Source organism: Sphaerisporangium sp. NPDC051017, assembly GCF_040683095.1.
Classification (GTDB): domain Bacteria; phylum Actinomycetota; class Actinomycetes; order Streptosporangiales; family Streptosporangiaceae; genus Sphaerisporangium.
Genome location: NZ_JBFBCI010000057.1, coordinates 38,257 through 55,649, shown reverse-complemented (window position 1 = coordinate 55,649; position 17,393 = coordinate 38,257). Strand labels below are relative to the sequence as shown.

At 72.5% G+C, this 17,393-nt stretch carries 14 protein-coding genes and 1 pseudogene; 10 read left to right on the top strand and 5 right to left on the bottom strand.

Going from position 1 to position 17,393, the window contains the following annotated elements:
- Positions 1–427 (top strand): RNA-guided endonuclease TnpB family protein (locus tag AB0M95_RS32570; RefSeq protein WP_363772942.1); only part of this gene is annotated, 427 nt, incomplete at its 5' end.
- A 156-nt stretch (positions 428–583) separates the two neighbouring features.
- Here the strand turns inward: AB0M95_RS32570 and AB0M95_RS32565 are convergent.
- Positions 584–2,155, bottom strand: coding sequence for a glycoside hydrolase family 3 protein (locus AB0M95_RS32565; RefSeq protein WP_363772939.1), 1,572 nt, complete (start codon positions 2,153–2,155; stop codon positions 584–586).
- Between the two features lie 274 nt (positions 2,156–2,429).
- On the bottom strand, positions 2,430–3,593 hold the full coding sequence (locus AB0M95_RS32560) for an acetyl-CoA C-acyltransferase (protein ID WP_363772936.1): 1,164 nt from the start codon (positions 3,591–3,593) through the stop codon (positions 2,430–2,432).
- A gap of 157 nt (positions 3,594–3,750) precedes the next feature.
- Between AB0M95_RS32560 and AB0M95_RS32555 the strand changes: the two genes are divergently transcribed.
- The 4 genes from AB0M95_RS32555 (at position 3,751) to AB0M95_RS32540 (ending at position 6,997) form a co-directional block, all read left to right on the top strand.
- Positions 3,751–4,482 carry a TetR/AcrR family transcriptional regulator gene (locus tag AB0M95_RS32555; protein ID WP_363772934.1) on the top strand — a complete coding sequence of 244 codons (732 nt, stop codon included), beginning with the start codon at positions 3,751–3,753 and terminating at the stop codon, positions 4,480–4,482.
- Positions 4,479–5,162, top strand: a complete 684-nt coding sequence (locus AB0M95_RS32550) for a DNA alkylation repair protein (RefSeq protein WP_363772931.1) — start codon at positions 4,479–4,481, stop codon at positions 5,160–5,162. The genes AB0M95_RS32555 and AB0M95_RS32550 overlap by 4 nt, the downstream gene beginning before the upstream one ends.
- A gap of 218 nt (positions 5,163–5,380) precedes the next feature.
- Positions 5,381–6,190, top strand: coding sequence for an SAM-dependent methyltransferase (locus AB0M95_RS32545; protein ID WP_363772928.1), 810 nt, complete (start codon positions 5,381–5,383; stop codon positions 6,188–6,190).
- Positions 6,191–6,364: 174 nt separating this feature from the next.
- Entirely contained in the window at positions 6,365–6,997 is a 633-nt protein-coding gene (locus AB0M95_RS32540) for a MerR family transcriptional regulator (protein ID WP_363772925.1), read from the top strand.
- A 27-nt stretch (positions 6,998–7,024) separates the two neighbouring features.
- Here AB0M95_RS32540 and AB0M95_RS32535 read toward each other — a convergent pair whose 3' ends face one another.
- Positions 7,025–8,317, bottom strand: coding sequence for an amidohydrolase family protein (locus AB0M95_RS32535; RefSeq protein ID WP_363772922.1), 1,293 nt, complete (start codon positions 8,315–8,317; stop codon positions 7,025–7,027).
- Between the two features lie 60 nt (positions 8,318–8,377).
- On the opposite strand from AB0M95_RS32535, the gene AB0M95_RS32530 reads away from it, so the two are divergent.
- The 4 genes from AB0M95_RS32530 to AB0M95_RS32515 all read left to right on the top strand — a co-directional run bounded on the left by AB0M95_RS32530 (position 8,378) and on the right by AB0M95_RS32515 (position 13,381).
- Entirely contained in the window at positions 8,378–8,899 is a 522-nt protein-coding gene (locus AB0M95_RS32530) for a MarR family transcriptional regulator (RefSeq protein WP_363772919.1), read from the top strand.
- A gap of 175 nt (positions 8,900–9,074) precedes the next feature.
- Positions 9,075–10,259 carry a serine hydrolase domain-containing protein gene (locus AB0M95_RS32525; RefSeq protein ID WP_363772916.1) on the top strand — a complete coding sequence of 395 codons (1,185 nt, stop codon included), beginning with the start codon at positions 9,075–9,077 and terminating at the stop codon, positions 10,257–10,259.
- A gap of 266 nt (positions 10,260–10,525) precedes the next feature.
- Positions 10,526–12,889: a protein kinase gene (locus tag AB0M95_RS32520; protein ID WP_363772913.1), complete on the top strand. Its 2,364-nt coding sequence runs from the start codon at positions 10,526–10,528 to the stop codon at positions 12,887–12,889.
- Positions 12,890–13,027: 138 nt separating this feature from the next.
- On the top strand, positions 13,028–13,381 hold the full coding sequence (locus tag AB0M95_RS32515; protein WP_363772910.1) for a VOC family protein: 354 nt from the start codon (positions 13,028–13,030) through the stop codon (positions 13,379–13,381).
- A gap of 92 nt (positions 13,382–13,473) precedes the next feature.
- On the opposite strand, the pseudogene AB0M95_RS32510 reads toward AB0M95_RS32515, so the two are convergent.
- Positions 13,474–13,836, bottom strand: a pseudogene (locus tag AB0M95_RS32510) (ATP-binding protein); the annotation flags it as partial.
- Positions 13,837–14,142: 306 nt separating this feature from the next.
- On the opposite strand from AB0M95_RS32510, the gene AB0M95_RS32505 reads away from it, so the two are divergent.
- Entirely contained in the window at positions 14,143–15,738 is a 1,596-nt protein-coding gene (locus AB0M95_RS32505) for a hypothetical protein (protein WP_363772907.1), read from the top strand.
- Here AB0M95_RS32505 and mptB read toward each other — a convergent pair.
- Positions 15,728–17,185 (bottom strand): polyprenol phosphomannose-dependent alpha 1,6 mannosyltransferase MptB, encoded by a 1,458-nt coding sequence (gene mptB / locus AB0M95_RS32500; protein WP_363772904.1) that lies wholly within the window; start codon positions 17,183–17,185, stop codon positions 15,728–15,730. The two genes, AB0M95_RS32505 and mptB, sit on opposite strands and share 11 nt — an antisense overlap.
- Between the last annotated feature and the right edge of the window lie 208 nt (positions 17,186–17,393).

Below are 17,393 nucleotides of genomic sequence, written 5' to 3'. Positions count from 1 at the left end.
CACGCGGCTGGTCTTCGACCACGACGTGATCGTGATCGAAGACCTCGCGGTCAAGAACATGGTGCGTAACCGGAACCTGGACAAAGCGATCTCCGACTCCGGATGGGGCACCTTCCGCCGCATGCCGGAGTACAAGGCGGCCAAGCACGGCCGCCACCTGATCGTGATCGACCGCTGGTACCCCAGCTCCAAGACGTGCAGCGCGTGCGGGCATCTGCTCGCCGAGCTGAGCCTGTCCACCCGGCGCTGGACGTGCCCGGCCTGCCGCACCCTGCACGACAGGGACGTCAACGCGGCGAAGAACATCCTGGCGGCAGGTCTTGCCGTGTCCGCCTGTGGAGGTGACGTCAGACACTCCGGGTCCGCCCGGGTGCAGTCGCCTGGGAAGCAGGAACCCCAACCTGTGAAGGTCGGACTCCCCCGCTAGGCGTGGGGAGAAAGTCAATCACCGATCCTTTTCCGTGATCACCGAAGTTTTCCCTGGAAATGGCGATATATGTTGGGACTTCTGGGATTATCGCCAACCGGCACGGCGGCCCCCCATCGGGGCCACCGGAACGGGAACATCGGCGGGCGTCCGGCGTCAGGGCGCGACGGTGGGCAGTCCGGTGAGGACCTCGGCTGCGGCCTGACCGCAGACACGGGCGGCGCCGTGCGTGGCGATGTGGACGGCCCCGAGGTCGGTGCGCCCCGGCAGGCCCATCTCCACCACGACCGCGTCGGGCCGCGCGGCCAGCAGGCGGACGATCGCGTCGGTCTGCCAGGCGTGACGGTGCGCGTCGCGGACGACCACGACCAGCGGACGCTCGGCGGCCGTGCCGCTCAGGACCTCGTCCACCGCCGCCCGCGCCTCCTCCTCGCCCACGCGGGTCACCGTGGTGCCGGGAAGGAGCTTGCCGAGCGGCTCGCCGACGCCCCAGGGCATGTTCTTGTCGATGGCGAGGTTCATGCGTGGCGCCAGCTCGACCACGTGCGGCGCGGCGGCCAGCGGCAGCACCCCGGCAGGGTCGCGGCCGGCGATCCGGATGGCCCGGCGCGCCGCGTCGAGCCCGACCGGCACGTGCCCGCCCGCCGCGGCCCCGTTCGCTTCGCCGCCCACGGTCAGGATCGCGGTCCCCCGCCCGTCGCCCGGAGCGCTCGCCGCGGGCACGGAGAACGCGCCGGTCCAGGCGGTGAGCGCGCCGACCCGGCGGGCTGCCTCCACGAGCCGCTCCTCCGGCAGCACCCCCTCGGCGACCGCGTCGGCGATCGCCTCGCGGATCGTCACGACGACCGCCTCGTCGGCGCTCTCGCCGCCGACGCAGATCAGATCCGCCCCCGCCGCGACCGCGCGCACGCTACCGCCGCCGATGCCGTACCGCTCGGCGATCGCCGCCATCTCCACGGCGTCGGTGACGGTCACCCCCTCGAAGCCCATCTCGTCCCTGAGCAGGCCGGTGAGGATGCGCCGGCTCAGCGTGGCGGGCAGTTCGGGGTCGTACGCGGCGACGAGCAGGTGACCCGTCATGATCATGCGGACGCCCTCGGCGATGGCCGCGCGGAAGGGCGCCAGCTCCACCTCGTGGAGCTGACGGGCCGAGGCGGTGACCGACGGCAGCCCGTGGTGGGAGTCGACGGCCGTGTCGCCGTGGCCGGGGAAGTGCTTGGCGCACGCGGCCACGCCCGCCGCCTGGAGTCCCCGGACCCAGGCGGCGGTGTGCCGGGCCACGAGGCCGGGGTCGGCGCCGAAGGACCGAAGGCCGATGACGGGGTTGCCCGGGTTGGAGTTGACGTCGGCGGCGGGCGCGAAGTCGACGTTGATCCCCAGCGCGGCGAGGTCCACGCCGATGCCGTGGGCGATCCGCTCGGTGAGCGCGACGTCGTCCACTACGCCGAGGGCGTAGTTGCCAGGCCGGGAGCTGCCGGTGTGCGCCTCCAGCCGGGTGACGTCCCCGGTCTCCTCGTCGATGCCGATGACGGCCTCGGGGCGTTCGGCGCGCAGGGCCGCGGTGAGCTCGGCCAGCTCGGACGGCGTTCCGACGTTCCTGGAGAAGAGCACCACTCCGGACAGCCCTTCGCCGAGGCGGCGGCGGAGCCAGTCGGGGGGTGTTCGTCCTTCGAACCCGGGGAGGAGGACCGAATCGGCCAGACGCAGTAATTCAGGGCTGCGCTTCATTCACACTCCTCGCCTGGCGGCAACGTCGGCGGCTCGCGCCGGAAGCTCGCAGGACAGTACGGGGCTCGACGCCCGGGAGAGGACTCTCCCACGGCCGCCGTCTCGGGCATTTCGACAATCTAATAGGAAAGTTTCCTGTATTCCATACCCCGCGACCATTGCATCTCGGTATTTGAGAACGCTCCCATATTCGGAGCAGACCGTAACCACCCCTCCCCGCGCCGCCCGCCCGGCCCCCGCGGAGCGGGCTTACAACAGACCCCGGGAAACGCGGTCAGAGGCGTTCGACGACCGTCACGCCGGCCTGGCCGCCCTCTCCCATGACCTGCAGGCCATAGCGCCCGCCGGTGCGTTCGAGCTCGTGCAGCAGCGAGGTCATCAGCCGCGCGCCCGCCGCGCCCGCGGGATGCCCGAAGGCGAGGGCGCCGCCGTTGGGGTTGACCCGCTCCGGGTCGGCGCCCGTCTCGCGGATCCAGGCCGGCGGCACGCAGGCGAACGCCTCGTCGACCTCCACGACGTCGAACTGGTCGATCGCCATGCCCGTCAGGTTCAGGGCCCGCGCGGTGGCGGCGACGGCGGACGGCGTCCCGGGGCCGGAGCCGCGCGCCGAGGTGTGGTGGATCCGGGCGCGCGGGCTCAGCCGGTGTTCCCGCACGGCCCGCTCCGAGGCGATCAGCAGGACGGCGGCGCCGTCGGCGGCGTGCGCGGACAGCCCGGCGGTCAGCCTGCCGCCCTCGGCGAGCGGCTCCAGGGCGGCGAGTTCGCCCGGGGTGACGTCGCGCGGTCCCTCGTCGGCGAGCAGCCCGGCCACGGGGACGACCTCGCGCTCGAACCGCCACTCGCCGGTGGCCCGGACGGCGCGCCGGTGGGACGCGACCGCGAACTCCTCCATCCGCTCGCGGGAGATGTCCCACTTCTTGGCGATCGCCTCCGCCCCGCGCAGCGGCGAGGGCTCCCGCCCCCCGTACCGCGCCTGCCAGCCGCGGGAGCCCGCGACCGGCGTGGCGAACCCGAGTGCCTTCGCCGCGGCCGCCGCCTTGGCGGACGGCACCATGCTCGCGCTCTGCACCCCGCCGGCGACGACCAGCCCGGCGTTCCCGCTCCACACCGCGTGCGCGGCGAAATGGACGGCCTGCTGTGAGGACCCGCCCTGCCGGTCCACGGTCACGCCGGGCACCTCGCCGGGCAGCCCGGCGGCCAGCCAGCACGTGCGCGCGACGTTCCCCGCCTGCGGCCCGACCGCGTCCACGCAGCCGAAGACGACCTCGTCCACGGCCCCGGGATCGGCGCCGGTACGATCGAGCAGTGCCCGGATCACGTGGGCGCCGAGGTCCGCGGGATGGGCCCGGGCGAGCCCGCCGCCCTCCTGGCCGACGGGGGTGCGCACGGCGCCGATGACGTAGGCCTCCGTGTCACGAAGGGCCGTGCGAGGGGTCATGCGGGGGGTCGTCCTTCCCGTCCTCCGGCTTCACGGCGGCCCGGCGCGGCCGTGTTCGTAGCAAGCGCTTGGTGCGCGCGCGAACGCGCGGTGAGCAGCCGACTCGCCGTCCTCGTTAGGCGAACAAGCGATTGCACGGAGGCCCATAATGGAGGACGTGAACACCCGAAAGAACTCCGGCGGCGCGTCCGCGGTCGCCGCGACCCCCACGGGCGCGGTTCCCCGTGGCGGCTCCGCGGCCAAGCGCCAGGGCACCGCCACACGCCGGGCGGCCGCTTCGGGCTCCGCCTCCGACCGCCGCGACCACCTGGTGAAAATCGCCGCCGAACTCTTCGCCCGCAAGGGCTTCCAGGCCACCACCGTGCGCCAGATCGCCGACGAGGCCGGCATCCTCTCGGGAAGCCTCTATCACCACTTCGACTCCAAGGAGACGATCGTCGACGAGGTCCTGTCGACGTTCCTCCGAGACCTTATCGCGCGCTACCGCGCGGCCCTGGCGACCGACGGCGACGCCCGTGCCGTCCTGTCGGAGATGGTGCGCATCGGCTTCGGCACGCTGGAGCCCCACCGCGCCGCCATCACGGTCATGCAGAACGACTGGAACTACCTGCGCTCCCTGCCCGGCGACCGCTTCGACTACCTCATCAAGGCCGAGGACGAGGCCGAGCGCATGTGGATCAGCCAGATCAAGCGTGGCCAGTCCGAGGGCCTGTTCCGCCCCGACGTCGACGTCAAGCTCACCTACCGCATGATCCGCGACACGATCTGGGTCGCCGTGCGCTGGTTCCGTCCCGGCGGGCGGCTCAACACCAACGCGCTGGCCGAGCACTTCATCACCGTCCTGTTCGACGGCCTCGCCACGGGCGAACGGACCAGCCACAAAGCATGACCCCGCTCCACAAGGCCGTGCGGCTGGCCCTCGCCGAAGTCGCCGACCCGGCCAAGGCACCCGCCATGCAGGCGTACATGAAGTCGGCCATGCCGTTCCTCGGCGCGCAGGCCACGCCGAGGCGGGCCGCGCTGAGGCGCGTGTTCGCCGAGCACCGCCTGGAGACCGCGCCCGAGTGGCGCAGGGCGGTGCTGGCGCTGTGGCGCGACGCCGAGTACCGCGAGGAGCGCTACGCCGCGATCGAGCTGTGCGCGTTCCGCTACTACAAGGGCTTCCAGACGCTCTACACCGTGCCGATGTACGAGGAGATGATCGTCACCGGGGCCTGGTGGGACTACGTCGACGACCTGGCCACCCACCGCGTCGGCGGGCTGCTGCGCGCGTACCCCGACACGATGCGCCCGCTGATGCTGGAGTGGGCGGCGGGCGCCGACCTGTGGAAGCGGCGCACCGCGATCCTCTGCCAGAACTCCTTCAAGGAGCGCACCGACCTCGGCCTCTTATACGCCTGCATCGAGCCGAGCCTGTCCGACACCGACTTCTTCGCCCGCAAGGCGATCGGCTGGGCGCTGCGCGAGTACGCCAAGACCGACCCGCGCGAGGTCGTCCGGTACGTCGAGCACAAGGGGCTGAACGGCCTGAGCCGGCGGGAGGCGCTGAAGAACCTTCCGGCGACCTGAGCCGGCCGATGCGCGGCCCCGTCGAACGGTCGTGATGGTTTTCCTCCTGTTTCTCTGTTGTTCACCTTTTGGCCACACTGCGTGGCCGTCGCCTGTGACCGTGTTGTGAGTTTTTGACGAAAAACCGTCACATGATCAACATGATCTGGTTTTTCGTCTATATTCGGCGGTAGAGCATTGATCACACGGCGTGATTCCCGGCGAGGGCGAGGGCGCGTATGACCGAAGGCGAAAAGACGTTACCCGGGATCGATCCCCGGACCCCCAGCGTGGCCCGCATGTACGACTACTACCTCGGAGGAAAGGACAACTTCGCGTCGGACCGCGAAGCCGCGGAAAAGATCATCAAGCTGTTCCCGAACGCCAGGGATTTCGCCCGCGACAACCGGGGCTTCCTGAAGAAGGCCGTACGACTCCTCGCCGAGTCCGGAATCACCCAGTTCATCGACATCGGCACCGGGCTTCCCACCCAGGAGAACGTCCACGAGGTCGCCATCGCCGCCGCGCCCGACGCGCGCGTCGTCTACGTGGACAACGACCCCATCGTGCTCGTGCACGCCCGCGCCCTGCTGGCCGACAGCTCGCGCACCATCGTGGTCGAGGGTGACCTGCGCGACCCCAAGGCGATCCTGGAGCACCCGCGCGTGCGCGGCCACCTCGACCTGGACAAGCCCTTCGCGGTGATCCTGTGCGCGATCGTGCACTTCGTCGACGACGATGACGAGGCCGCGAGCATCGTGTCCTACCTGCGGGGAGCGATGGCGCCCGGGGGGGCGCTGGTCCTGTCGCACGGGTACAAGGGGAGGGTCGCGGCGGACGCCGTGGCGCAGGCCGAGGAGATCTACACGCGCACGCGGGGGACGCTCAAGCTGCGCGACCACGACACGATCGCCGAGTACTTCACCGGCCTGGACATGGTGGAACCGGGCCTCACGTACGTACAGGCGTGGCGGCCGGACTTCGAGGTGTCGGTCGACCCCTCGCGGCCGGGCGCGCTGGTGGGCGTGGGGCTCGTCCCCCGGACATAGGCACCGCCGCACCCCGGGGAGTAATAGGGGGCTTCGCACGACACAGGGGGCACGGGGGACACAGGGGACACGGGGGACATCGCGCACCGGCCACAGAGGCCGGGCGCCCCAGCCGTCCGGACACACCGGCCGCATTGGATAGTCACGGTATCCAGAGCGAGGTACGATCGCCTCATGCGGATATCCCAGCTCAGCGCCGCGTCGGGTGTGCCGATCCCCACGATCAAGTACTACCTGCGTGAAGGGCTGCTTCCCCAGGGAGAGCAGACGGCCGCCACCCGGGCGGAGTACGGTGAGGGCCACCTGCGCAGGCTCAGGCTGATCCGGGCGCTGCTGGAGGTCGGCCGCGTGCCCGTCGCCACGATCGCCAAGATCATCGCCGCGGTCGAGGACGAGGACATGCCCGTCCACACGATGCTGGGCACCGCGCACTACGCCCTCGCCGCCCCCGCGGAGCCCTCCCCCGGCGACGCCGGCCACGCCAGGGCGCGCGAACGCGTCGAGGCGCTGGTCGCCGGCCTCGGCTGGCACGTGAAGTCCGACGCGCCCACGCGCGACGAGCTGGCGGAGATCCTCGTCCGGCTCGACCAGCTCGGCATGCCCGCCACCGACGAGCACCTGCACGACTACGCCGACGTGACGATGCGGCTGGTCTCCGAGTACGACATGGCGCTGATCCCGTTCCACGGCCCGCGCGAGACCGCCGTGGAGTCGCTGGTGATCGGGACGGTCCTGTACGGGAAGGCGTTCGACGTGCTCAGGAGGCTGGCCCAGGAGTCGGAGTCCGCCCGCATCCTCGGTACCTGAGCGACGCCGCGCCCGTCCCGTCCCCGCTCACGACCCCGCGGCGGTGATGTGCCCGGCGGACTCGGTGAGGGCCGCGATGAGCGCGGGCAGGTCATGGCCGCACAGCGCGCCGTCCCTCTTCACCACGCGCCCGCCCACCAGGACGGTGTCGACCGAGCCGCGCTCCGCCGACATCACCACCGAGGCGACGGGATCGTGCGCGGGGGCCAGCCCCAGCGTGTCCGTGCGCAGCAGGATCAGGTCGGCCTGCTTGCCGACGGCGAGCGACCCGGTGACGTCCCCGAGACCGGCCACCCGCGCGCCCTCGATCGTGGCCATGCGCAGCACGTCCGCGCAGGTGAAGCCCATGCCCGCCCCACCGGGCCGTGCGCGTTCCAGCGTGTACGCCGCGCGCATGATGCCGAACATGTCGCCCGGGCCACTGCCCACGGTGTCCGCGCCGAGCCCGGTCGGCAGTCCCGCGGCGCGGGCGCGGCCGGTCGCGGGATAGCCGATGCCGAGCTCGGCCTCCACGAACGGCGTCACCGAAGCCAAGCCGCCGCTGTCCGCGATCCGCCTGAGCGCGTCGTCGGTGTAGAAGTTCGGGTGGACGTACATCGTGCACGGGCCGAGCAGGTCGTTCCTGACGAGGAAGTCGAGGCCCCGCTCGGCGCTCTCGGCGTCGTGCGCGCCCATGTGCGCCGACAGCGGCAGGTCGAGGTCGCGAGCGAGCCGCCACTCGTGCAGGGCCAGCTCCTCGCTGACGATCTCGGGGCCGAGCGCGGCGACGGCCATCGTCAGCAGGCCGCCGGCACCGTCCGCGTACTCCCTGTGGACGCGGCGGCCCTCGGCGGCGAGCCCGGCGGGCCCGCCGTCGCCGCCATAGCAGTAGCCGAGCACCGCGCGGATGCCGGACCGCTTCAAGGCGTCGGCCACGGCGTCGGTGTGCGCCGGGCTGAGCTGGATGTGCGACCAGTCGAACACGGTCGTGATCCCGGAGTCCAGGCACTCCAGCGCCCCGGCCAGGTTGCCGATGTGGACGTCCTCGGGGCGGTACCGAGGCGCCAGCTCGCCGAGCACGCGGCCGAGGTAGCCGCCGAGGGTGACGTCCGGGGCCACCGACCGGATCGCCGCCTGCCAGGTGTGCCGGTGGGTGTCGACGAATCCGGGCATGACGATGCGGTCCATAGCGTCGATCACCTCCGCGCCGGGTACGTCCGGCAGCGAGGGTTCCACGGCGGCGATCAGGCCGTCCTCGACGAGGATGTCACCGCTCCGGACGACCGGAGTGGGATCTGTGTCGATGAGAAGCCCATTACGGATCAAAAGCGACGTAGACATGGCAGAAAACTTAGCCAAAAGCTTTTGAGAAAGCAATATGGGTGAAGGTACCCTTTTCGGGTGCAGCATGAAGGACACGACGCGCGGGACGAGGTCGACGCCCTGGTCCCCGCCTGGGAGGCCGAGCTTCCCTCGTCCCTGGTGGCCGTCCTGGAGCTCGGCAAGCGGGTCTCGCGCATTGACGGGCTGCTGGAGCAGGCCACGCGCGCCGAAATGGCCGGCCTCGGCCTGACCTACGCCGAGTTCGACGTGCTCGCCGCGCTGCACCGCGCGGGCCCGCCCCACCGGCTCAAGCCCAGCGAACTCGCCCGCGCCCTGTTCCTGACCTCCGGCGGCACCAGCAACGTGCTGCAACGACTCACCCGCGCGGGCTACGTCGAGCGGGAGGCCGACGCCGAGGACGGCCGCAGCCGGTGGGTGCGGCTCACCGACGAGGGACGGCAGGTGACCGCCACCGCCCTCGCGGCGTCCAGCCGGGCCCACTCCGACGTCATGGCCGCGGTCCCCGAGGACGTCGTGCGGCGGGCGGCCGACGCGCTGCGCGAGGTCCTGCTCGTCGTCGGTCGCCGCCGCGTCCGCTGACCGGCCAAGCACCGCCGCCACGACCACGGAGTGCCGCCGCCACGTCCGCCGACCGGCCGAGTGTCGCCGCCGTGTCCGCCGAGCCGGGCCAAGTGCGCAACTGATCGTCTGGGCGGCCTCGCGGCCGGTTGTTAGGCTCGACGAGCGGCAGGGCTTCCCCGAGGAGAGGACGCGCATGACGGCTCAGGGTCACTGCGATCCCCGGTTCGCCCGGGTGCGCGAGGTGTTCGACGCGAGCTTCGCCCGGGGCGAGGAACTCGGCGCGGCGTTCGCCGTGTACCTCGGCGGCGAGCCGGTCGTCGACCTGTGGGGCGGCGTGGCCGACCGCCACACCGGGCGCGCCTGGGAGCGTGACACCCCGGTGCTCACCTACTCGTGCACCAAGGCCGTCACCGCCACCGCGCTGCTCATGCTCGCCGAACGCGGGCTGGTCGACGTCACCGCGCCGGTCGCCGAGGTGTGGCCGGAGTTCGCGGTCCACGGCAAGCGGGACGTCACGGTCGAGCATGTGCTCAGCCACCAGTCCGGGCTCCCCGCCCTCGACGAGGAGGTCCCGATCGAGGAGTTCGAGGACCACCCCGCCATCGCCGCCCGCCTCGCCGCTCAGGCCCCGATCTGGACGCCGGGCACCGCGCACGGCTACCACGCGCTCACCTACGGCTTCCTGGCCGGGGAGGTCGTCCGCCGGGTCACGGGCAGGAGCACCAGGGAGTTCGTCGCCGACGAGATCGCCGGCCCGCGCGGGCTCGACCTGTGGCTCGGCGCCCCGGACGCCGTCGCCGCGCGTACCGCCCGCATGTCGGCGGGCGAGCGGCTCGGCTCCAAGGGCGGGACGACCACGCCCCCGCCGCAGGGGGAGGGAACCCCGCTGGAGCGGCTGGCCAGGGCTGCGCTGGACAAGACGAGCCTGATGAACCGCGCGCTCGGCAACCCCAACCCGAACAAGCTGAAGGGCGGGGGCAACCACCCGGTGATCCTGCGGACCGGATGGCCGGCGATGGGGCTGGTCACCACGGCCCGCGGCCTGGCCGCGTTCTACCGCGACCTGATCGCGGGCGAGATCCTCAAGCACGACACCCTGCGGGACGCGGTACGCCGACGCGTGAACGGGCCCGACCGCGTGATGATCATCGACAGTTCGTTCGGGCTCGGCTACATGCGCCCGTCGACGAACTTCCTCACCCCGCGCCGGGGCGCCGACACGGCGTTCGGCCACACCGGGCTCGGCGGGTCCCTGGGCCTCGGCGACCCCCGCCACGGCCTCGCCATGGCGTACACGATGAACAGGATGACGACCGCCGGCCCAGGCGTCCTACGCGCCTACCGCCTCGCCTCCGCCGCGTACGACTGCCTGGACTGACTCGTTCGGGGCGCGGCGGTGTTCTGGAGGAGGAGGGAGGAAGGGGTGAGGAACGAGCCCCTTCCGAGTGACAACGAAAGAACACCGCCTCCGGGGCGCCCCGGACCGCCGTGCCGGAGGCGCGGCAATAGGCACTGTTCGGGGCGCCCCTACCTGGCGTAATCAAATCGTCACCGTGACGATCTACCAATCCCGTGACATTTCGCGTATCGGGTGAGACCTTCGTCTGGGGAGACGGGAGCATCTTCACCTCTGAGGGGACAACGATGGATGCCTGGTCCGTTCCGGGATACAGGGAAGAACGCACCCTCGGCTCCGGCGGGAGCGGCCGGGTCGTGCTGGCCACCTACAACCAGACCGGCGCCCACGTGGCGATCAAATATCTGAGCGACGAGCTGAGGGGCGACCCGCGCTTCCTGGCCGCGTTCCGCGAAGAGGCCCGCACGATGGTCGAGATCGACGACCCGAACATCGTGCGCTTCTACGAGTACGTCGAGAGCCCGCTCGGGGCGGCCATCGTCATGGAGCTGGTCGACGGGGTGGCCCTGCGCAGGATCCTCCACGAGCACGGGTCCACGAGCCCCGAGGCCGCGCTGGTCGTGCTCAAGGGCTCGCTGGCCGGGCTTTCGGCCACGCACGCGCACGGCATCGTGCACCGCGACTACAAGCCCGAGAACGTCCTGGTCCAGGCCGACGGCTTCAGCAGGCTGGCCGACTTCGGCATCGCCACGCCGGCCGGGCAGTCGGGCAGCCCGTCTGGTACCCCGTCCTACATGGCGCCCGAGCAGTGGAACGGCGCGCCGGCGAGCCCCGCGACCGACGTCTACGCCGCGACCTGCGTGTTCTTCGAGTGCCTGACCGGCCGCCGTCCCTACCGCGCCGAGAACGTGGCGGCCCTGCGGCATCAGCACCAGACGGCTCCGATCCCCGTGGACGCCGTGCCGGGTTCGGTCCGGTCGCTGGTGGCCCGCGGCATGGCCAAGAACCCCGCCGACCGTCCCGCGACCGCTCAGGCGTTCATCGGCGAGCTGGAGGCCGCCGCCGTCGCCGCGTACGGGCCCGAGTGGGAGCAGCGCGGCCGCCGCCACCTGGCCGAGCTGGCGGCGCTGCTCGCGCTGCTGTTCCCCCTCGCCGAGCCGCCCGCGCAGGCGGGCTCCAGCCTGGCCGAGTCGGTGCTGCGCCGGCCACGGCGCGCGCGGCTGCGCCACCTCTCCCGCGTGCTGGTCGGCACCGGCATCCTCGCCGTCGGCGTGGTGATCGCCGTGCTCGCCGCCAACCGCAACAACACGACCATTCGGGACGTCGCCCTGACCTCGCCGACGGTGAAGGCCGCCGTCGGCGAGGGCACGGCCGACCCCGCGTCGCCCTCGCCCGCCGACTCCGGGTCCGATCCGGCGGTCGCGCTGTCGCCGGACTCCCAGGAGCCGGCCACCCCGCCCTCGACCTCGGACGGCCGTCCGAGTCCTCCCCAGCCGACGGCCACGGGGAAGGCCACCCCGACGCCCGGCACCTCCCACAAGCCGTCCCCCACCCCGACCCCAACGCCCAAGCCGACGCCGACCCCCACCCCGACGCCCACTCCCCTGTCGGTGAGCGACCTGAGCGTCTCCTTCGACGGGCGCACGGCCTCGGTGCGGGTACGGACGTCCACGCCGCAGAACGTCACCCTGACCGCACGCTTCGCCGAGGGCCCGTCGGCCTCCGACCTGACCCCGGCCGGGACGCGTACGCTCACGCTCGCCGGCGCGACGTCCTACACGCGGCCGATCGACGCCGGGTTCGCGCCGCCGGCCTGCGGCGTCACCGTCTACCGCCAGGTCAGCGTGTCGACCACGCCCAAGGCGAAGGACGGGACGGCGAGCAAGGTCGTCTCGGTGAAGGGCGAGCCGTGCCCGCCGCCGACCGTCGACAACCTCGCCGTCGAGTGGAACGGCCGCACCGCGCGGGTCTCCGTGCGCGCGAGCGGGCCCGGGGCCGTGCGCCTCGCGGCGGAGTTCACGCGCAGAGAGGGCGACGGCTCGGCGCAGGTCGTGGACCAGGCGAGCCGCACGCTGTCCGGCGACACGTCCTACGGCCTCTCGCTGGCGGGCGACCTCGGCGAGGTCTCCTGTGGCACGACCGCCTACTTCGGCGTGCGGGTGACGACGCAACCGGCCGCCGCGAACGGCGCGCAGACCAAGGAGGTCCGGTTCGCCGGGCCCAAGTGCGCCCCGCCGTCGGTCGCGATCACGTCCTTCGACGGCGGCACGCTGACGGTGAGGGTGAGGAACGCGACGCCCGACCCGGTCAGCCTGTCGGCCCAGTTCACCCAGACGCTGGACGTGGGCGAACGCACGGTGACCCGCACCTCCAGCCGTCAGGCGCGGCTGTCCGGCGACACGGTGTACGAGCGGACGTTCACGGTCCGCTTCAGCACCCCGGAGTGCGGCTACAGCGACGTACGGCGGGTCACGGTGAGCGTCGGCTCCGACCTCGGCACGGCGAGCGACTCCGCCCGCTGGTCGGGACGGGGCGCGCCGTGCGCCGAACCGACGCCCGAGCCCTCCGACCCGACCACCGACGAGCCGAAGGACCCGCAGCCCGAGAGCCCCAAGCCGGAGGACACCCCGAGGCCGCCCGTCATCCGGTGAGCCGCGCGAGGCGCGCCTTCCCGTCGCGGTGAGGGCGCGCCCGTCCGGGGATCCCCGGAGAGCCCCTAGCGGGGTGCCGTGCGAGCCGTCTTGTCCGGTAGCTTCGAGGCAGAGGAGCTACCCCCAGTGGAGGCCAGCGTGAGCGCGCATGCCCAGAAGGTCGGCAACGTTCTGATCCCCGTCAGCGATCTGGACAAGGCGGTCGCCTTCTACTCGGAGACGCTGGGCCTGACGGTGAAGTTCCGGGACGGCGACCGCTTCGCCGCGCTGGACGGCGGCGGGGTGACCGTCGCGCTGGCCGCCTCGGCCGAGCAGGTCGCGGGCGCGGTCACGTCGCCGTCCTACAAGGTCGGCGACGTCGCGGCGGCCGTGGAGGACCTGACGACGGCCGGGGCCGAGCTCGTCAGCGGCCCCGAGACCGGACCGCACGAGGTCAGGGCCGTGCTGCGCGACCCGTCCGGCAACGTCTTCGTGCTGTACTCATCCCTCTGACGCCCCGGGCCGGGCGGCGCGTCGGCCTCGGCGGGCGGTGGCAGTCCCGGTTCCCGCAGCGGCTCTGCGCGGGCGAACCAGATGGCCTTGCCCACTCCCCCGGGCAGGGCCTCGATCCCCCAGCGGTCGGTGAGCGCGGCCACGATGCGCAGGCCGCGCCCGTGTTCGAGCTCCGCTCCGGCGGCGATCAGCCTCGGCCGTCCGGGTCCGTGGTCGGCGACCGAGCCGGCGAGGGTGCCTGAGACGAGCCGCAGCGTCAGGTGGATCGGCGGCGCGCCGTGGATCAGCGCGTTGCCCAGTAACTCGGTGACGACGACCACCATGTCGTCGGTCAGGTCGCGCAGGTCCCACTCCTCGAGCGTCTCGCGGACCAGCGCGCGGCACTTCGCCGTGACGCTCGGGTCTGCGGGCAGTTCCCAGCGGGCCTCGCGGGGGCAGGTCGGGATGCCGGTCATCACGAATGTCCCTGTCCTTTCGCGCGTCGCGGTACATCGGCTTCGTGACGGGCCCCGCGCACGGATCCAGGCGGAGCCGGGCGACGGGGACGGACCTTTACCTTCCGGTGAGCGGCGGGGGCGTCAACAGGCGGTCAGACGGGGTGCGTCTGTAGCCGGGAACCCCTGATCCGGCGGGAGCGCGGCTTCCGGTGGCAGAAACCGGCGGCCGGGTCGCCGATTCCTGACAACCCTGCGTAGCGGAATCAAGCCTTTGGCTACTCTCGGTGTCGGCGATACGCATCCACGGGGGTCGGAGGGTACGCGATGCCACGTAAGCCACGCAGTCTCAAAGTGGAGATGGACCGCTTCACCGCCGAACTTCGCGAACGGGGCTCGACCTGGGTCGAGGTCGCGGAGGAGTACCGGCGGCGCTACCGGCTCAACGCCCGGCAGGCGTTCCGCGAGGCTCACCGCCTCACCCAGGAGCGCGTGGTCGAGCAGTGGAAGGAGCTGTGGCCCTCCGAGCCGTTCAGCGTGCGCAAGCTCGGCTCGTGGGAGGCGTGGCCCGGTCTCACCGGCAACGAACCCCCGGTGGCCGGGCTCAACCGGCTGGCCCGCATCTACGGGTGCCGGGCGTGCGACCTCGTCGACGGCGAGGACCACACCGGCTCCGACCAGAACGCGAATGTGCCCCGCAGGCGGGATATCCCGACCACGCCGGGCACCCTTACCCTCACTTTCAGCGACATAAAGGACATCCTGCCGACTCAACCACTCCCTGGGCCGGCCTCACCGGGCGACCAGCGTGACCGGGAGTTCGAGCAGCTCGTCCACGCCTTCACGGATTGGGCATCGCAGATGAATCGACGTGACGTTCTCGCCCTGATCGGGGCGGCCGCCACCTCCGCCTACGCCTCGCCGCTCCTGGACCGGCTCGACGCCGAGGAGTCGCAGCGCCTCAGGATGGCGATCACCGATCCGAGCCGCGTGGACGACACGACGATCGGCCACATCGAGGCGGTCCTGCGCCACTGCATGCGCCAGGAGGACGTGCTCGGCCCGCAGGCCACCGTGGCGACCGTCCTGGCCCAGCAGAACCTGGTCCTCTCGCTGCTGTCGGCCGGGATGTCGGCACACATGCGCGGCCGGGTGCTGTCGCTGCTGGCCGACATCCGGCGCTGCACCGGCTGGATGCTGTTCAACCTCAACGACTTCCGGGGAGCCGACTACTACTACGCGCAGGCGCGCGACGCGGCCCACCAGGCCGACGACGACGCGATGTGCGGCATGGTGCTGGCCAACTGGAGCCAGCTCGCCACCTGGCGGGGCGACCCGCGCCTCGGCGTCGAGCACGCGCTCGGGGCGCTGGCCTGGGGACGCCGCGCGGGCAGCAAGATGCTGACCGCCTACGCCTGCGACGTCGGCGCCCGGGCGTACGCCGCGGTGGTCAGGCGGTCACCCAAGACCGAGCGCCGCAAGGACCACTCCCGCTGCTTCCGGTCGGTCGACCAGGCCGAACGCGAGCTGCACGGAGCCGACGAGGGCGACCCGGGCGCGCGGCTCGTCCCGTTCTACGGCCAGGGGCAGTACCTGTCGACCAAGACCGGCTGCCTGCTGGACACCGGCGACCCGGCGCGGGCCCTGGAGGTCGCGGCGGACGCGACGGCGGGCATCGACCCGACCTTCGTCCGCAACGTCGCCTACATCCGCCTGAAGACCGCGCAGGCCCACCTCGACCTGCGCGACATCGAGCAGGCGTGCGAGGAGCTCGGGGAGGCCGCGCGACTGGCCGAGCGCAACACCTCGCCCCGGTTGGCGCGGTCGGTCGTGGAGACCCGGGAGAAGCTCAGCCCGTGGAGCCGCACCCGCAGCGTGGCCGCGCTGGACGAGCGCCTGTACACCGCCCGGCTCATCGCCTGAGCGGGCGGGCCCGCAGCGCGCCGGCCAGTCCCAGCGCGACCACGGCGACGATGAGAAGGTCCTCGGCCAGCGGTGCCGCCCAGGGCCGGTAGACCTCGGCGATCCACTGGGCCTGCGGGCCCGGGATCCGCGACAACCCCACGGCGCCGGGCAGGTAGATCAGGCTCGTGACCACCCCGCGGGCCAGTACCGGCCCGTCGAGGCGGCCGGCCGGCATCAGTGCCAGCAGCGGGAAGAGCATGGCGTCGTACCACGGGTGCTGCACGGGGGAGGTAAGCAGCCAGCCCAGGCACAACGCCAGCGCGGGGCGCGCGGAGGCGACGTCCGCCGGCCCCTCGGGGAGCCGCCAGAACAACAGCAGGGCGATCAGCAGGGCCGCGCCGAGCGCCAGGCGTCCCTCCAGCGGGGAGTCCGGCGCTCCCGGACCCGTCGTCCCGGGGGCCAGGAACTCGACGACCAGCCGCCAGGGGTCGGCCATGGACCGGGCCCCGAGCTTGCCCGCCAGGTTGTCGATCGCCTCGGGCCCCTGCGTGGCGTACGCGCCGACCAGCGCCGCGGACACGCCCATGACCAGGGCCGTCAGGGTGGCCCACGACCGGCGCGCCGCCCACGCCAGGCCGGCGCCCGCCAGGATGAACGGCGCCTTGACCGCGGCCGCCGCGCCGAGCAGCGCGCCCGCGAGCAGGCCCGCCGCCACACCTCCCCGCCGCAGCGCGAGCAGCGCGGCGAGCAGGAGCGCGACGCCGAGCCCGTCGACGTGGCCGCCGAGGACGACGTGCCAGAGCATCAGCGGGTTGAGGCTCCACAGCAGATGGACGCGGATCCGCCGCTCGCGGTCCGCCCGGGCCAGCCGGTCCAGGACGAGCGCCGATAGCAGGAACGCCAGCGCGGTGGCCAGCTTGAGCGTGAACACGATGCCCGCCATGGACGCGCCGCCCAGCCGGGCGCAGGCGAACTGCGCCCAGGTGGCGAGCGGCCCGTACACCGACGGGGTGTCGCGCCAGGCCAGGGGGGCCATCCGGCCGACCGGGTCGCCGATCTCGTGCAGCCAGGCGGGCGTGGTGACGTAGGGGTCGTGGCCGAGGGCGGCGATCCGTCCGTAGATCGCGTAGTTCAGTACGTCGGTGGACCCGGCGGGCGGCACGACGGCGAGGAGGGCGACGGCGGCGACCACGCCGCCGAGCAGCCCGCCGATCGGCGGGCGCCACCCCCGGCGCAGCGCGTACAGGGCGACGCCGACGCCGGCCGCGCCCATGATGACCGCGAGCCAGCCGAGCACGATGACCGTCCCGCCGCCGGGCGCGGCGTGGAAGGACCACGGCGGGGCGCCGCCGCCGAGATCGGGCACCGCCGTCGAGGGACCGAGCAGCGCGATCGCCGCCATGACGGCCACGGCCCCGCCGGTCGTCCCCAGCCCCGCGAACCCGGCGATCCGGACGTGCCTCATCGTCGGCTCCTCGGAAAACGCGAGCGGCCGCCTTCTCCGGCGGCGAAGGCGGCCGCGTCTTGGGCGACTTGCATGGATTTAATGTGACGTTCATCGTAGGGCAAGATCACCAGAATGGGGTAATTGCGGGGCGTTACGGGAACGGCGGGAAAAGGGGTGCACCGATGACCGGAATGGCCCTGACTTGCGAGCCGAGCCGAAAGATTCC

Bases quoted from the DNA above. Each gene is read 5' to 3' on its own strand.
- AB0M95_RS32565 (WP_363772939.1), bottom strand. From the start codon at position 2,155: ATGAAGCGCAGCCCTGAATTACTGCGTCTGGCCGATTCGGTCCTCCTC.
- AB0M95_RS32560 (WP_363772936.1), bottom strand. From the start codon at position 3,593: ATGACCCCTCGCACGGCCCTTCGTGACACGGAGGCCTACGTCATCGGC.
- AB0M95_RS32550 (WP_363772931.1), top strand. From the start codon at position 4,479: ATGACCCCGCTCCACAAGGCCGTGCGGCTGGCCCTCGCCGAAGTCGCC.
- AB0M95_RS32545 (WP_363772928.1), top strand. From the start codon at position 5,381: ATGACCGAAGGCGAAAAGACGTTACCCGGGATCGATCCCCGGACCCCC.
- AB0M95_RS32540 (WP_363772925.1), top strand. From the start codon at position 6,365: ATGCGGATATCCCAGCTCAGCGCCGCGTCGGGTGTGCCGATCCCCACG.
- AB0M95_RS32535 (WP_363772922.1), bottom strand. From the start codon at position 8,317: ATGTCTACGTCGCTTTTGATCCGTAATGGGCTTCTCATCGACACAGAT.
- AB0M95_RS32525 (WP_363772916.1), top strand. From the start codon at position 9,075: ATGACGGCTCAGGGTCACTGCGATCCCCGGTTCGCCCGGGTGCGCGAG.
- AB0M95_RS32520 (WP_363772913.1), top strand. From the start codon at position 10,526: ATGGATGCCTGGTCCGTTCCGGGATACAGGGAAGAACGCACCCTCGGC.
- AB0M95_RS32505 (WP_363772907.1), top strand. From the start codon at position 14,143: ATGCCACGTAAGCCACGCAGTCTCAAAGTGGAGATGGACCGCTTCACC.
- mptB (WP_363772904.1), bottom strand. From the start codon at position 17,185: ATGAGGCACGTCCGGATCGCCGGGTTCGCGGGGCTGGGGACGACCGGC.